The 16,731-nt window shown below is 66.7% G+C and carries 11 protein-coding genes; 7 read left to right on the top strand and 4 right to left on the bottom strand.

From position 1 onward, the window contains the following. Positions 1 to 54: 54 nt before the first annotated feature. The 4 genes from LXM88_RS11865 to wecB all read right to left on the bottom strand — a co-directional run bounded on the left by LXM88_RS11865 (position 55) and on the right by wecB (position 5,611). Positions 55 to 1,035 (bottom strand): NADPH:quinone oxidoreductase family protein, encoded by a 981-nt coding sequence (locus LXM88_RS11865; RefSeq protein ID WP_262542476.1) that lies wholly within the window; start codon positions 1,033 to 1,035, stop codon positions 55 to 57. Between the two features lie 148 nt (positions 1,036 to 1,183). Next, complete coding sequence (locus LXM88_RS11860) at positions 1,184 to 3,013, bottom strand: acyl-CoA dehydrogenase (RefSeq protein ID WP_262542475.1); 1,830 nt, start codon at positions 3,011 to 3,013, stop codon at positions 1,184 to 1,186. A gap of 108 nt (positions 3,014 to 3,121) precedes the next feature. Beyond that, entirely contained in the window at positions 3,122 to 3,889 is a 768-nt protein-coding gene (locus LXM88_RS11855; protein WP_262542474.1) for a class II aldolase/adducin family protein, read from the bottom strand. A gap of 504 nt (positions 3,890 to 4,393) precedes the next feature. Continuing rightward, positions 4,394 to 5,611, bottom strand: coding sequence for a non-hydrolyzing UDP-N-acetylglucosamine 2-epimerase (wecB, locus tag LXM88_RS11850; protein ID WP_262542473.1), 1,218 nt, complete (start codon positions 5,609 to 5,611; stop codon positions 4,394 to 4,396). Between the two features lie 1,223 nt (positions 5,612 to 6,834). Here wecB and LXM88_RS11845 point away from each other — a divergent pair. The 7 genes from LXM88_RS11845 (at position 6,835) to glmS (ending at position 16,727) form a co-directional block, all read left to right on the top strand. Further along, positions 6,835 to 8,376, top strand: a complete 1,542-nt coding sequence (locus tag LXM88_RS11845; protein ID WP_262542472.1) for a glycosyltransferase family 2 protein — start codon at positions 6,835 to 6,837, stop codon at positions 8,374 to 8,376. 3 nt (positions 8,377 to 8,379) lie between these two features. Continuing rightward, positions 8,380 to 9,375 carry a polymer-forming cytoskeletal protein gene (locus LXM88_RS11840; RefSeq protein WP_262542471.1) on the top strand — a complete coding sequence of 332 codons (996 nt, stop codon included), beginning with the start codon at positions 8,380 to 8,382 and terminating at the stop codon, positions 9,373 to 9,375. A gap of 11 nt (positions 9,376 to 9,386) precedes the next feature. After that, complete coding sequence (locus LXM88_RS11835) at positions 9,387 to 10,400, top strand: YaiO family outer membrane beta-barrel protein (RefSeq protein WP_262542470.1); 1,014 nt, start codon at positions 9,387 to 9,389, stop codon at positions 10,398 to 10,400. 11 nt (positions 10,401 to 10,411) lie between these two features. Beyond that, entirely contained in the window at positions 10,412 to 11,182 is a 771-nt protein-coding gene (locus tag LXM88_RS11830) for a hypothetical protein (RefSeq protein ID WP_262542469.1), read from the top strand. A gap of 337 nt (positions 11,183 to 11,519) precedes the next feature. Beyond that, the gene (locus LXM88_RS11825; RefSeq protein ID WP_262542468.1) at positions 11,520 to 13,679 is read left to right on the top strand and encodes a polysaccharide deacetylase family protein; all 2,160 of its coding nucleotides are present in this window, start codon (positions 11,520 to 11,522) and stop codon (positions 13,677 to 13,679) included. A gap of 92 nt (positions 13,680 to 13,771) precedes the next feature. Then, on the top strand, positions 13,772 to 14,860 hold the full coding sequence (locus LXM88_RS11820; RefSeq protein WP_262542467.1) for a hypothetical protein: 1,089 nt from the start codon (positions 13,772 to 13,774) through the stop codon (positions 14,858 to 14,860). Positions 14,861 to 14,909: 49 nt separating this feature from the next. Then, positions 14,910 to 16,727, top strand: a complete 1,818-nt coding sequence (gene glmS / locus LXM88_RS11815) for a glutamine--fructose-6-phosphate transaminase (isomerizing) (protein WP_262542466.1) — start codon at positions 14,910 to 14,912, stop codon at positions 16,725 to 16,727. Positions 16,728 to 16,731: the final 4 nt, after the last annotated feature.

Below are 16,731 nucleotides of genomic sequence, written 5' to 3'. Positions count from 1 at the left end.
CGTGCCGTCACGGGGCGCGCGACGCGCATCGCGCCGCCGCACGCCGGACCCGGATCATGCGTCCGGCAGGATCACCACCTTGCCCTTCACCTGCCGGTTCGCCATTCGCGCAATCGCGTCGGCCGCGCCGGCCAGCGACACGCGCTCGGTAATCGCCGGCCGCACCTTGCCGGCCGCGAACCATTCGGCGAGCAGGCGCATGTTCGCGACATGCTGCGCGGGGTCGCGGCGCACCGCGTCGCCCCAGAACACGCCAAGGATGTCGCGCTCCTTGAGCAGCGCCAGATTCAGCGCGATCTTCGGGATCTCGCCGGCCGCGAAACCGACCACGAGGAACCGGCCATGCCACGCGGTCGCGCGCAGCGCCGCCTCGCTGTATGCGCCGCCGACCGGATCGTAGACGACGTCGGCGCCACGCCCGCCGGTCAGCTCGTCGACGCGGCGGCGCAGGTCTTCGGTCGAGTAGTCGATCGTCTCGTCGGCGCCCGCGGCGCGACACAGTGCGAGCTTGTCCGCACTCGACGCCGCCGCGATCACGCGCGCGCCGAGCGCCTTCGCGATCTCGACCGCGGCGAGTCCGACGCCGCCCGCCGCACCCAGCACGAGCAACGTCTCGCCCTGTTGCAGGCGCGCGCGCTGCTGCAATGCGTGCAGCGACGTGCCGTACGCGAGCACGAGCGCCGCGCCCTGCTCGAACGTCATGCCCGGCGGCAGCGCGGCGACTTGGTGCACGTCGGCCACGCACTGTTGCGCGAACCCGCCGTGCCCGGTAAACGCAACCACCGAATCGCCGGGCCGCCACTCGGTCACGCCTTCGCCGACCGCGTCGATCACGCCGGCAAACTCGGCGCCCGGCGAGAACGGCAGCGCCGGCTTCACCTGATACAACCCCTGGACGATCAGCGCGTCGGGGAAATTGAGCGACGCCGCCTTCACCTGAATCCGGACCTGGCCCGCGGCCGGTTCGGGCGTCGCGACGTCCTCGATGCGCAAGCGGTCGATCGGGCCGAATGCGGTACACAACAGGGCTTTCATGCTCTCCTCTCTCCTTGCGCGGCGTGGCCGGGCATCGGTATGGTCTGCGGGATACGCCCGCACGGCCGGTTCACGACGAATACGCGGCATCCGGCAGGATCGGCATCCGCCACATCGTCAGCATTCCGGAATGTCGGTGCGGCAACGGTCAGAACCACGCGTCGTGCATGTCGAGCGTCGTCGTGTCGACGCTCGACAGCAGATCGAGCTGCGCATCCACCTTCGGCAATTCCCAGCGGAAAAAATAACGGGCCGCCGCACGCTTGCCGTCGTGGAAATCGCCGCCGTGCCCGTGCGCGGCGAGCGTCACGTCGAGCCACAGCCATGCGACGACGAGATGGCCGAACGCTTCGAGATAGACGCTCGCATTCGCGAGCCGCTTCTGCGGCTCGCCGATCGCGCCCAACTGCTGCGTCACGTCGCGCAGCCGCGCCCAGCGCTGCGCCAGCGCATCGGCCTGCTCGCGTGTGCCGGCATCCAGCGCCCGCGCGCGTTCGACGGTCGCGCGGATCCGCGCGTCGAGCGCGCGCAGCAATGCGCCGTCGTCCTGCGCGACCTTGCGGCCCAGCAGGTCGAGCGCCTGGATCCCGTGCGTGCCTTCGTGAATCGGATTGAGGCGATTGTCGCGATAGAGCCGCTCGACTGCGTAGTCGCGCGTGTAGCCATAGCCGCCGTGCACCTGGATCGCGAGATCGTTCGCCGCGAGACACCACTGCGACGGCCAGCTTTTCGCGATCGGCGTCAGGATGTCGAGCAGGCGCGTGGCATGGGCGCGCACCTCCGCGTCTTCATGCGCGCGCCCTTCGTCGACCAGCTTCGCGCAGTACAGGATCAGCGCGAGACCGCCTTCGACATAGGCCTTCTGCGCAAGCAGCATGCGCCGCACGTCCGGATGCGCGACGATCGGCGCCTGCGGCGCGGCCGCATCCTTGCCGTCCGGCCCGAGCGGACGCCCCTGCGGCCGGTTGCGCGCGTAGTCGAGCGCGTGCAGATAACCCGTGTAGCCGAGCGCCACCGCACCCGCGCCGACACCGATGCGCGCTTCGTTCATCATGTGGAACATGTAGGCGAGGCCGTGGTTCGGCTCGCCGACCAGATAACCGATCGCGCCCGCACGCCCTTCCGGACGATAACGCGTGCCTTCGCCGAAATTCAGCAGGCAGTTGGTCGTGCCGCGATAGCCCATCTTGTGGTTCAGGCCGGCGAGCACGACGTCGTTGCGCTCGCCGGCTGCGCCGCCGTCGGTTCCGGGCAGGTACTTCGGCACGATGAACAGCGAGATGCCGCGCGTGCCGGGCTGCAAGCGGCCGTGTTCGTCGGGAATCTTCGCGAGCACGAGGTGGACGATGTTCTCCGCCAGCTCGTGTTCGCCGCCCGAAATCCACATCTTGTTGCCGGTCAGCCGGTAGCGCGGGCCCAGCGGCGAATCGCGCTCGAAATCCGCGCGCGTCACGATGTCGGACAGAGACGAACCGGCTTGCGGTTCCGACAGGCACATCGTGCCGAGGAAACGCCCTTCCAGCTCCGGGCGCGCGAACGCGTCGATCTGTGCGGCGCTACCGTGCGCGACGAGCAGGTTCGCGTTGGCGACGGTCAGGAACGGATAGGCCGCCGTCGCGATGTTCGCGGCCTGGAAGAACAGGAACGATGCGGCTTCGACCAGCTTCGGCAACCGCATGCCGCCGAGCGCTTCGTCGTGACCCGCGGCGATCAGCCCGGCCGCCGCAAACGCTCGCACGGCCGGTTCGACTTCCGGGATCAGCGTGACGCGTTCGCCGTCGAACTGCGGTTCCTCGCGGTCGCCGCGCGCCGCATGCGGCGCGAACAGGTCGGTCGCGATCCGCTCGCTGGTGTCGAGCACGGCATCGAAGGTCTCGCGGCTGTGCTCCGCATAATGCGGCAGCGCGACGAGCGCTTCGGCATCGAGCCAGTCGTACAACAGGAACGCGAGATCGCGTCGCGACATCAACAGGCTCATCGTGCTGCCTCCCGGGTGCCGGCCTTGTCAGCCGAATGAATGGATCCGTGGTTGCAAGTGCTGGCAGGAATTTAGCACGGTCGTTCGCAAACAACAACGGCGGACGCGCTACTCCGCGTACCCGGGATTACGTCGATCGAGCCGGCGCAGCAGCCCGGGCCAGACGAGCGCGCCGGCGCCCATCCCTCGCGTGACCGCGGCGATCTGCTGTTTGATGCCGTCGAGAATCGGTTGCGCGATCGGCAACAGCGCCGAGCCGCCGGACTGCGCGCGGACCTGGATCATGCACGCGGCTTCGAAGAAGTACATCGCGACGAACGCGTCGGCCGGCGTCGCGCCGACCGTCAACAGCCCGTGGTTGCGCAGCATCAGGTACGTGTTGCCGCCCAGGTCGCGCACGAGGCGGGATTTCTCGCCCTCGTTGAGCGCGATGCCCTCGTAGTCGTGATAGCCGAGCGATGCCAGCACGCCGAGCGACTGCTGCGACAGCGGCAGCAGGCCCGCTTCCTGTGCCGACACGGCGACACCGTTGATCGAATGCGTATGCATCACGCACAGCGCATCGTCGCGGGCCGCATGCACCGCGCTGTGGATGGTGAAGCCGGCCGGATTGATCTCGTAAGGCGACTCGGACACCTTGCGTCCGTCGAGATCGACCTTGACCAGCGACGACGCTGTGATCTCGTCGAACATCATTCCATACGGGTTGATCAGGAAATGGTGCTCCGGGCCGGGCACGCGCGCGGAGATATGCGTGAACACGAGATCGTCCCAGCCGAACAGCGCGGTGAGGCGATAGGCTGCCGCCAGGTTGACGCGCGCATCCCATTCGGCGGGAGACACCGCCTGCTTCAGGCTGACATCGGTTGAGGCCACGTCGACACTCCTTGTTCGGGGATTCGTGGACCGTGTCGCGTGCGGACACGATCGGGCCGATGCCGCAAACGTGGCTGCCGTCCGGTTGCCTTCGCAACATATCGGGGACATCCCGGTCAACCGCTCGTCCGCATCGATCGCCGCTCGCATTATCGAACCATTACGAATTTGCCGTCGGATCGACGCGATTCGGGAGTTTCAGTCAATCGGGGTGGGAAATCCAGCCGGGAATGGCGTGTTGCGACCGGCTTGCGTGCCGGCGATGTCGCCGGCTGCGCTCGCTCTGGCCTGCAGGATGTAGTGCGCGGCAACGCACATCGGGATGACTTGGGGAAACCTACCGGCCCGGCACGCATCGACTGCGCCTGACCGGGCGCGTATCCGGCTTCGTCAGGTTGCCGAACGAGGTGGTTGCACACCTGCAAAGGTCCGGCCGGCCTCGCGGCCGGACCGGATCCTTGCGCGACTGCAACGGCAGTCCGATGCATTACCGCGCGGCCGCGTTCATGGCGACCGCAGCGCCTGCAACCCCAGCGTCAGCGCGTTATACGGCATCTCCATGGCTCCCATCGAGAAGCTCGTCGTCTTCGCGGGCGCCCCCGGCGTACGCATCAGCGCGTGCACGATCCGCTCGCTCGCATGACCGTCGCCATACGGATTGCTCGCGCGCGACATTTCCTCGTACGCGCTTTCGCTGTCGAACAATCGCGACGCCTCCCACACGATCCGTTCCTGATCCGTGCCGACGAGCCGCGCGGTACCAGCCTGGATCGCTTCGGGCCGCTCGGTCGTCTCGCGCGTGACGAGCACCGGCTTGCCCAGCGCCGGCCCTTCTTCCTGAATGCCGCCCGAATCGGTGATGATGAAATGCGCGCGCGACATCAGGAATACGAACGACAGATATTCCTGCGGGTCGATCAGGTAAATGTTCGGCACGCCGCCGAGCCGCGCACGCGCCGGCTCCCGCACGTTCGGATTCATGTGCAGCGGATAGACGAACTGCGCGTCGCGATAGCGTATCGCGAGCGTGCACAGCGCGTCGCAGAAATTCCGGAACGGCTCGCCGAAGCTCTCGCGGCGATGGCCGGTGATCAGCACCACGCGCCGCGACGGCTCGAGAAACGGAAAATGCGCGGAGACCTTCTTCGTGAGCGCGGTCGTGCGGTCCAGCATCCGCTTGACCTCATGCAGCGCATCGATCACGGTATTGCCGGTCAGCGAGACCGCCCCGCCCGGCACGCCCTCGCTGAGCAGGTTGTCGCGGGCCTGCCCGGTCGGCGCGAAATGCCATGTCGACACCGCGTCGGTCACGCGGCGATTCAACTCCTCCGGCCACGGCGACCAGATGTCGCCGCTGCGCAAGCCGGCCTCGACGTGCCCGACCGGCAGATAGCGGTAGAACGCCGCGAGACTGACCGCGAGCGTCGTCGTCGTATCGCCGTGCACCAGCACGACGTCCGGACGCAATTCGTCGAAGACCACGCCGATCGCCTGCAGAATGCCGGTCGTCACGTCGGTCAGCGTCTGGCTTTGCCGCATCAGGTTGAGATCGTAGTCGGGCTTGATGTCGAACAGCGTCAGCACCTGATCGAGCATTTCACGATGCTGCGCGGTCACGCATACCCTGGCGTCGACACCTGCCTGCGCCTTCAGCGCACGCACCAGCGGCGCCATCTTGATGGCCTCCGGCCGAGTCCCGAACACAAGCAAGATCTTCTTCATCGTTATCCTCGTTAAGCCACTTCGCGTCGAATGACCCTGCGCGTGGCGCAAAACATGTATGCAGGCGGCGCTACCCGTACTCGCACGCGGACATCACGTGGCGGTGTCGCGGTGCGAGCGCGCCGTCCTGTCCGCGCGGCCTGGGCCACGCGGATCGTCGTACTACCGGCGTCCCGTTGCACTTGATCCGTCACGTCATGTGTCGTTCCTCGCAGTGTCGAGCGTCGCGCGTGTTCGCCACGTCCCTTCCACTACAGCAATATTCAAACCACCCGCCCCGCGTCCCGACCCGCTTCGCGCGGCACACACGGCACACATGCAGTGCGTTGCGGAATGTTTCACAACTGCTACGAGCGTCTCATCGCCGGATGAGCGCGACACGAAAAAACATCCGGCGTCGTGCGCGATCCGTCTGACGACGTCGTCGGATGAATCGTGAATTCATGTCGAGCGCCGATTACGTATCGCACCTCGCGATTCTTTCGAAAAGCTTTGCGTCATCTCGATTCGCAACTTTTGTCTGTGCAGTACACGTTGTGCGACCGCCTGCCCGTCACGGTCATGCGCGCAAGATTTCCGGAGCATGCGGCATCGTTCGCGTCACACGAATCGACCGTCGGGAAACGTTGCGGATGTGTAACGCGGTTCCGGAACACGGTCGTTACATCGGAGTCCGTTCCATCCGGTGCGAGCGGCAGCGGGCAGCGCATCGGCGTCCCGGCCGATGCACATGCAACGAACTGTGCGCGACGCTACGCCACGCAACGCCGCACCCGGCAAGGCAGCCCCGGTTCGGCAGACGAATCGCCCGCTGCATGACGCGTGCGAACCGCGACGCCGGCCGCACGCGACGACCCCGTGTGCCCGTCAGATGAATCGGCGCTCGCACAAGCTGATTCGTCGGTGAATCAAAACATGCCGTCGCGGCCCGGGCCGAACTCGCGCCCCGCCGCCCGGCCCTTGCTGCGCGGGGCATCGCGGCCGATGGCTCACGCCTTGCTTAACGTCAGACAGGTGCGTCCCGAAGCAATCGCACGGCAACACACAGACGGGGACGCCGAAGCAACGAAGCCGGGAGGCGACGCAACGCGTCCGCCCGGGGCGAACGACAGCCGCCCCTGCGCGACGAACGTGCGGCCCGCTTTCCATTGATATCCGCGCGATCATCCACGGGCCGCCTTCAAGCCCTCATCGGTCGTCGTCGCGGACACGGGGACCAGGACATGAAGAAGGCGCGGACTGTGTCATTCTGCGGCGAATGCATGCTGCTGCTGGTCGTGCTCGTTTGCTCGCTGGCCGTGCGCGACACCGCATCGCAGCCGGTCGCCGAGCCGACGCAGATCGGCATCGCCGCCACGGGCGCAATGCAGCGCACCATCCGCTACACCGGCACCGCCCCGCTCGCGATCGCGGAGCGGGCATCGCCCGATGCGGACGCGCTGCTTGCACCGCCGCCGGCCGGCGCACCGGATCTCACGTTCGACCCGAACATCCTGCTGATTCCCTGCGTTACGTACCTGTGGCTGTTCACGCTGCTGACGTGCGTCTACGCCGCGCGGCATTACATGTTCAGCGTCGACCGGCTGTTCAAGCCGCAGTTCGCGCCCTATCGGACGATTACCCACGGCGAATGGCCGCGGCTCACCGTCTTCGTCGCGGCCCACAACGAGGAAGCCGTCGTCGTCGATTGCCTGATGGCGCTTCTGGCGACGACCTATCCGCATGACCGGCTGACGATCATTCCGGTCAACGACCGCTCGACCGACAACACCCGTGCCCTGATCGACGGGGTCCAGGCGCTCGCGCCCGATCTCATCCGGCCGTTTCATCGCGAGAGCGGCAAGCCGGGCAAGGCGGCCGCGCTGAAGGACGCGCTGCACTTCATTCGCGGCGACATCATGGTGGTATTCGACGCCGACTACCTGCCGCGCCCGGGGCTGCTGAAGGAACTCGTCGCGCCGTTCTTCGATCCGGAGGTCGGTGCGGTGATGGGTCGCGTCGTCCCGCAGAACGCGGACAGCAACCTGCTCGCCCGGCTGCTCGATCTCGAGCGTGCGGGCGGCTACCAGGTCAACCAGCAGGCCCGCAACAACCTCGACCTGGTGCCGCAGTACGGCGGCACCGTCGGCGGCATCCGCAAGGGTGCGCTCGACGCGGTGGGCGGCTGGCGCGACGACACGCTCGCCGAGGACACCGACATGACCTACCGCCTGCTGCTGAGCGACTGGCGCACGGTCTATCTGAACCACGCCGAATGTTATGAGGAAGTGCCGGAGCGCTGGGCCGTGCGCGCACGTCAACTCACGCGCTGGGCGAAGGGACACAACCAGACGTTGCTGCGCTATCTGCTACCGGTGCTGCGCAATCCGCTGATCTCTCAACGCTGCCGGCTCGACGGCGCGCTGCTGCTCGGCGTGTTCATGATGCCCGCGCTCCTCGCGGTTGCCTGGGGCACCGCGATCGCGCTCTACCTGTTCAACGGACTCAACTCGACCGCACTCGGCCTGCTCGTTTCGCTGTTCGCGCTGTTCTCGTTCAGCACCTTCGGCAACTTCGGCGTGTTCTTCGAGATCGTCGTCGCCGCGCGGCTCGACGGCCGCGCAACGCGCCTGCGGCTCGTGCCGGTCAACGTCGTCGGCTTTTGCGTGACGATTGCGGCGGTGGTCTCCGCACTATGGGGGCTCGCGCTCGACGCGGCGTTGCGCCGCGAGCTGAAATGGGACAAGACCGAGCGTTTTCGCCGGCAACTGAAACCGGAGCGATGAACGATGACGACCTTCAATGTGCTGGTGCCGGTGGCCGGCGTGCTCAGTCTGCCGTTCCTGCCGATGCTGAATGAACTGATCCGGCGCAGCGACGTGGCGGCGCTGCCGATCGGCGACGGGCCGTTCGTCGATCAGGCACTGCTCGCCGCACGATGGCACGACGCGCTGCGTGCACACGCGGCCGACGAGCCGCCGGCCGATCTGTCCGCCGCGCCGCCGTGGCAAGCGCTCGGGCTCTCCGTACAGCACGCCGACGAGATCCACATCGCGTGCGACGAGCATCGCGACGACGTGCTCCACGCCGATCGCACGATCACGCTCGACGGCGGCGCGCGTGCCGCGTACGCGTTCGCCGGGGAACGCATCGACATTCGCGCCGGCGCGACGATCGGCACGCTCGCGCACGCGCCGCGGATCGACGTCGACGGCGCGGTGCTGCGCGGCGTCGTAGTCGGCAACACGGTGCACCTGCACGGCGCCGGCGGCTTCGCGTGCCTGTACGGCGAACCGATCGTGTTCGGTGCGGCGCCGAGCACGCTCCCCGCCAACGCGCCGGCCGCACCGCGCCGCGCGGTCTCGCTCACCCGCCACTTCGCGACGCTGCCGCATCGCTTCGTGCATGGCCGCTACCTGTTGCACTGCGACGTGCGCCTGCCCGCGCACACGGTCGTGCAAGGCAACCTCGTCGTCGAAGGCAAGCTCGTGCTCGGCGAAGGCTGCGTGCTGCGCGGCAGTGTCAAGGCGCATCGCGTCGAACTCGAACGTCACGCGGTGCTGCATGGCGCCGTGTTCGCGCGCGACGACGTCCTGCTCGCCAACGCGAGTTGCATCGACGGCGTCGTGTCGGCCGGCGGACTGCTGCGCCTGACCGGCGGACGCATCGGCGTCGCCGGCCATCCTGTCAGCGCGTGCGCGCGCGACGTCTCGGTCGTCGGTCATGCATGCGTGCATGGCGACCTCGTCGCCTGGCGCAGCGGCTGGTTCCATGCATCCCGTTAAGGAGCGCCTTCATGTCCGATCGCCCCTGCCATCGCGGCCCGCGCGTACCGGTTGCCACTCTCGCGGTGCTGTGTGGCGTCGCCTTCGGCGCGCCCACGGTACTGGCGGCGCAGCCGGATGACGCCGGCACGGCACCGCCCGTGCAGTCGCCCGACATCGGGACCGTCATCACGCCGCGGCCACGCGACGAATCCACGTTCGTGCGCGTGAGCGCCGACGGGCTGCCGGACGGCATGCCGCTCGCTGAATTCGCGCCGGACGACACAAACCGGCCGCCGCTGCCAGACGCAGTCGTCACACACGTTCAGGCGCCGCAAGCGTCGCATACCGAACTGTCGCTCGGCGTTTCGAGCGCGCACCTGACGCACGGCTACGGCGACTGGTACGGCGTGCATCTGCGCGGCGTCTATCAGGACAACGGCCGTACCGTGCTCGGCGAACTGGCGCAACTGCACCGCTTCGGCGAGAGCACGCAACTCGGCGCACTGACCTATGTGCAGGATCTGGGACCCGACTGGTTCGGCGGCATCGGCTTCGCCGGCACCACCTCCGGGACGATCCTGCCGAGCGCGCGCGTCGACGTGTCGATCAATCGCAAAGTGTTGTCCGATCGTTCGCTGATCGTGTCGCTGGGCGCAGGCTATGCATGGAACCGCAGCGGCCACCGCGATCAGCTCTATCACGCCGGGCTGATCTGGTACGCGCTGCCGAAGTGGATTTTCGAGGCGGGCACGAACTATACGGTCGACTCGCCCGGATCGGTGAAGGCGCCCGCCTACTACGGTGCCGTCACCTATGGCGAGGTCGGCAAGAGCGTGATCGTGCTGCGCGGCGGGTTCGGCCGCGAGGCGTACCAGGTCACCGGCTCCGGCTCGCAGATCGCGGATTTCCGCAGCCACGAGATGTCCGCGAAATGGCGCTACTGGTTCACGCGCAAGTGGGGGACGCAAGTGGAATTCGACTACTACCATAACCCCTACTATTCACGGATCGGCGGCGAGCTGAGCGTGTTCTATCGCTGGTAGCCGGGTGCGCCATGCAGACGCATCCCGTCCGGCCTCCCGTCGACCGTTCGCTGCGAATCCATGCGCATCCGCAGCGCTGGCTGGTGTCGATCGCCGTGCTGACACCCGCGCTGTATGCGTCGCTGTGGCTCGGCTTGCCGCTGGCCTGGCGCTACTGGCGCGCGGTGATGACCTGGGGCGCGCATCAGATCGATCCGGCGCTCCACGTGATCGTGCTCGGCTACCCGCCTGACGCGCCGCGCGTACCGCTGCTGTCGATCGACATCGCCGAGCGGATGCCGGGCGGCACGCTGCTGGCCGTCACGGCCGCGCTTTGTGCGATCGGGTTCGCCGCTTCATTCGTACGACGTACTAAATGGCTGCCCGTTGCATATCTGTTACGTATCGCGAGCATGACCCAGTTGCTGATCTGCGCGTACTTCTGGCTCGCGCCGGGCGCGTTCCCGTATGTCCCGCTGCTTCATCTGCGCGACATGTTCGTGCTGCACGGCGCGGCGATCGCGCTGATTCCCCTGGTGATGGCCGCGCTTTACTACCCGCTCGATTTCTCGCTGCTGCAAAAGACTCTCGCATCGGTGCTGGTGCTCGGCTACTTCGTGCTCGCGTTGCCGTTCGTGATGCTGCTGCACGCGGTCATCATCCATCACGGTTCGCTGCTGTTCCTGCCGTTCTGCTACTTCATGCTCGGCGGGCCGCTGCTGATCGGCCTGCTGGTCACGCTCTACACCTACTGCGCGAGCTGGCCCGGCGCGCTGACGCGCGACCGCGATTCCGTCTGCTGATTTGGCGCGCAAGCGCGCCGTATCAGCGATGAAACGATTTTGTCGGGTTTGCTGCCGCGCCGCACGGCCCGCCTCGCAAGAAGCCAGCAGGACCGGGCCTCCGCCGCGAATGGCACGTTGTTCGCTTCTTTCAATGCGTCGCATCGAGTCCCCTCATCGGCGAACACGGCACGTTGCACCGACGCATTTGCGTGGGTCCGGTTGCCGTCGACAGACACCGCTCGATGCCCGACGAACCGGACAGCCGCACACACCTACGGGGCAGGATTGGTCGACCTCGCGGCACGCGCAGCGTGGCTGCCGAGCGCCCCCCCTTTCCTTTAGCGAGGAGTACATCATGTTGGTACAGTCAGGCAAGTTCTTGCGGATCCTGTTCGCGTTGTTCGCGCTCGCCTTCGCGTTCAGTCCAGGCGGTGCTCAGGCGGCCAGCAACCAGCTCCTCCTGCTGGTGCCGAACACGCTGACGCTGCCCGATCCCCGCGTATCCGCATGGCTCGACAGCGCGCAGGAGGAAGGGCTGCAGATCACGGTGATGACCGACAGCCAGTTCATGGCGGCCGGCGCGACGCTGTCGCAGTATCCCGGCCTGATCCTGCCGGACCAGGTGCATACGACGGCCGACGACACGCTCGTGACGGCGATCCAGAACTACGCGCTGAACGGCGGCAAGGTGATGCTCGTCTACGATTTCGGCGTGCTGAATTCGGCCGGCTTCTACGTGAGCCCGAAATCGCGCTTCAGCAACATGGTGGGCGTGGACTACGTGCTGTACGACCAATTTGGCGGCAACATGATCGGTCTCGGCAACGTAACCGGCATGAGCAGCTGGCTGCGCACGCTCCAGGTGCCTCCCGGCAAGTCGATGGCGTGGACCACGACCTCGTCGACCGCATCGACCACGACGACCGCAAGCGCCATGGCCGCGACCAGCACCACGAACACGAAGTCGAACAACTCGTCGAAGCAGACGTCCGGCAACGCACTCTATCTGTCTGCCAGCCCGTCGAACCCGGGCGGCCTCGCCAACTACAACCACGGCGCATGGTTCAAGTACGACACCGCGCCCGCAGGCAGCGGCGTGCTGAACCAGACGGCCCCGAAACTGACCGGCGCCGCGGTCGGCAAGCTGGTGAAGAGCGGCACCTATACCGCCGGTTCGCTCGTGAGCAACGCGACCGGCACGGTGTCCAAGACACTCGCCGCCACCTCGCTGACGACCACCGATACGCTCGAAGGCATCTCCGGCTACGTGTACGGCTTTCTGACCTATCCGAGCTTCGTCACGCAGGGTACGTATACCGGCACGACGATCCTGACCTCGCCGACGTTCGGGCTGGTGTCCGGCTACAACACGTACGGCAACGGCGGCGTCCTGTTCGTCAACCTGCCGCTCGCGTACCTCGACGGCCAGACCGACGGCATGCTGATCCACGGCTACCTGCACTATTTCGGCACCCAGATGCTGCACCTGCCATCGCTGTCGGCGCTGCCGAAGGCGATGGCCGGGCTGGTGTTCAACTGGCACTTCTGCGCGGGCGACCAGATCCAGCCGGCGCAGACCCTGAAGAACCTCGGTGTCTGGAACAACGGGCCGTTCTCGCTCGTGATCACGGCCGGCCCTGACGAAGCGACCTTCGGCGACGGCAACGGCGTCAACCTCGCCAACAACCCGACCGCGCAGAACCTCGTCAGGTATTTCCTGAGCAAGGGCCACCGCGTCGGCAGCCACGGCGGCTGGATTCACGATTACTGGGGTGCGAATGCCAGCGAAACGAATCAGAGCACGTTCCAGCAATACCTGGTGCTGAACCATCAGGCCGTCATGGCCGCGACCGGCCAGCCGGACGTCGAATACGCCGCACCGGAAGGCAACACGCCGACCTGGTCGGTGAACTGGCTCGAGAGCAACGGCTTCAACGGGTATTACTTCACCGGCCACACCGGCTCGGCGCCGACCCGCGCATACCGCAACGGCGCGCTGCTGAACCCCGGCCTGTGGGCTTACCCCGTGATGCCGTTCGGCAAGTACGCGACGTTCGAGGAGTTCCAGCAGTATGCGGTGCCGACGAGCGACGTCAACAACTGGTACGCAGCCCTGATGAACTTCGTCGTCGCGAACCGCACGAGCCGGCTGATCTACGCACACCCGCTCGGCGCGTCGTCCTATACGTCGACACTCAGCGCAATCTTCTCGCAAGCCAATACGCTGAAACTGCTCGGTCAGTTCAAGTGGTACACGATGAGCGACATCACGGTCTTCGACAGGGCGCGCCTGAACGTCACGTGGTCGGCCACCGACACGGGCAGCAGCTGGGCATTCGCGGCCAGCCACCCGACCAGCCTGACGAACATGACCTGGCTGCTGCCGAAGGCTGCCTACGCGCAACCGGTCGTCACGCAAGGCAGCGCCACGGTCGTCATCACCGACTCGACGAACTGGCTCGTGATCGCGAACAACGGCACCAGCCTCAAGTTCACCAGCGCCAAGGTGCACTGAGCCGCAACGTCGACACACTCGCCGGCGCGCGACGCGGCCAACGCCGCGCCCGGCGGGAATTGCGCAGGACCACCGCGCAGGAGCCCCCGATCATGAACCGGCCCGCGCTGTTCCCGGCCGCACGCGCATGCGTGCCGGCCACCGTCCGGCTGTGCCGCCTGTGGTGCATTGCCTGCTGCGTCGCCGCGTGCGGCTTCGCGCTGCACGCGAGCGCCGCCGAACTCCAGCTCAACGGGCTGTACCAACGCCCCGACGGGGCGATCACGGTGCGTCTGAACGGCGCCGGCATCGATCCTTATTTCGCGGCGAAGGCGCTGCTCGCCGCCTCCGACGCCGGGCTCGACGCGCATCAGGCGGCACTTGCGTGGATCGCGTGGCTGTTGCCGCGCCAGCGTCCGGATGGCGGTTTCGATCGCTATTGCTTCAAGAACGCCCAGTACAGCGCATGCGCCGAAGCCGACGCCGACGACGCGATGATGGCGACCTGGATCGAACTGCTCGCACGCTTCGCGCCGCCCGACGGCATGCCCGCTGCGTGGGAACTCAGCCTGAACCGCGCGGGCGCGCATCTGGATGCCCTGCTCGGCAAGCCCTCCGGCGTTTATCAGATCTCGTCGACGCTGCACGTCGCGCTGCTGATGGACAACGTCGAGGTACACAGCGCGTTCCAGGCGCTCGCGGCGTATTACGTCCGGCACGCTGATCCAACGCGTGCGAGCCCGTGGAGCCAGCGCGCCGACCGGCTCGCGTCGGCGATCCTGAAGGTGTTCTGGCGCGGCACACAAACCGGCTTTCGCGCGAGCACGCAGCGGATCAGCGATACGACCTTTTATCCGGCGAAGGTCGCACAGATTTTCCCGCTCCTGTCCGGCATTCAGGTACCCGAACAATCCAATGCGACGATCTACGCGCAGTGGATGCAGAAGTACGGCAAGACCTGGCTGCAACTCGCCGGAAGCGATTATCCATGGGGCTTGATCGCGCTGGTCGCGTTCAAGATGAACGACTGGAGCACGGTCGCATGCTGGCATGCGCGATCGGGCCCGTACCGGCACGGTACGCACTGGAACGTACTGGAGGAGTCGCTTTATCTGGCATTCGAAAGCCGGATGGCCGACCCCGTCGCGCCCGCGCAATGCGGCTTCACGACGGCGGCGGCAACGGAGACCGCGTCGCGCTGATGCAAGCGTTCGCGCGGTCCGGGATGAGTCACAGGGAAGGAGACGTGTCATGTGTGGCATCGTCGGCGCGGTCGCGCAACGGGACATCGTCCCGATTCTGATTGAAGGTTTGCGCCGCCTCGAATATCGCGGCTACGATTCATGCGGCGTCGCAACGGTCGTCAACGGCCAGGCGCGCCGCGAGCGCAGCGTGTCGCGCGTCGCCGATCTCGACGCACACGTGCGCAGCGCCGGCCTGACCGGCAGCACCGGCATCGCGCATACGCGCTGGGCAACGCATGGCGCGCCTGCAACCTGCAACGCGCATCCGATCTTCTCGCGCGATGAAATTGCACTCGTTCACAACGGCATCATCGAGAATCACGAAACGTTGCGCAAGCAACTTACCGACGAGCACTACGAATTCGACGGACAGACCGACACCGAAGTCGTCGCCCACCTGATCCACAGCAAGTATCGCGGCGACCTGCTCGCCGCCGTACGCGATGCGACGTCGCAGCTTCACGGTGCGTACGCGATCGCGGTGTTCAGCAAGCACGAGCCGCAGCGGCTGATCGGCGCGCGGGTCGGCTCACCGCTCGTCGTCGGCGTGAAGGACGGCGAATGCTTTCTCGCGTCCGACGCGCTCGCGCTCGCCGGCATCACCGACCGCTTCATCTTCCTCGAGGAAGGCGACATCGTCGAGCTGACGCCGGGAGGCGTGCGCGTGCTCGATCGCTGCGGCGCGCCGGTCGAGCGTGCGGTCCAGACCGTCTCCTCCGCGCAGGGCGTGGTCGAACTCGGGCCGTACCGGCACTTCATGCAGAAGGAGATCTTCGAGCAACCGCAGGCCGTGGCCGCGACCATCCCGGATGCGGGGCTGTTCGATCCGGGGGTATTCGGCCCGGACGCCGCGCGGGCATTCGAACAGATCGACAACGTACTGATTCTCGCGTGCGGCACGAGTCATTATTCCGGACTGACCGCGCGCCGCTGGCTCGAAACGATCGCACGCGTGCCCGCGCAGGTCGAGATCGCGAGCGAATACCGTTACAGCGACGCGCTCGCGACACCGAACACGCTGGTGGTGAGCGTGTCGCAATCCGGCGAGACCGCCGACACGCTCGCCGCGCTCAAGTACGCGCAGGCGCTTGGCCATATCGACACGCTGGCGATCTGCAACGTGCCGACCAGCGCGATGATGCGTCAGACCAGCCTGCGGTTCCTGACGCGGGCCGGCCCGGAAATCGGCGTCGCGTCGACCAAGGCGTTCACGACGCAGCTCGTCGCGCTGTTCATTCTCGCCGTGACGCTCGGGCGGCTGCGCGGCTACGTCGACGACGCGCAGCTCGCGCGCTATACGACGCAGTTACGGCGGCTGCCCGGCGCGCTCGAAGACGTGCTCGGGCTGGAGCCGCAGATCGAGCGCTGGGCGGCTGAATTCGCGCAGCACGAAAATGCGCTGTTTCTCGGGCGCGGGCTGCATTACCCGATCGCGCTCGAAGGCGCGCTGAAGCTGAAGGAGATTTCGTATATCCACGCGGAAGCGTATCCCGCGGGCGAACTGAAGCACGGCCCGCTGGCGCTCGTGACCCACACGATGCCCGTTGCGACGATCGCGCCTAACGACGCGCTGCTCGAAAAGCTGAAGTCGAACATGCAGGAAGTGAGGGCGCGCGGCGGGCAGCTTTACGTGTTCGCCGATGCGGATACGCGGATCGACAACAGCGAAGGCGTGTCGGTGCTGCGGATGCCGGATTACTACGGGCTGCTGTCGCCGATCCTGCATGTGGTGCCGTTACAGTTGCTTGCGTATCACGCGGCGTGTCTGCGCGGCGCGGATATCGACAAGCCGAGGAATCTGGCGAAATCGGTGACGGTGGAGTGATGGG

The organism is Burkholderia sp. S-53 (assembly GCF_025560745.1).
GTDB lineage: Bacteria > Pseudomonadota > Gammaproteobacteria > Burkholderiales > Burkholderiaceae > Burkholderia > Burkholderia pyrrocinia.
This window is presented reverse-complemented; position numbering and strand designations above follow the sequence as displayed.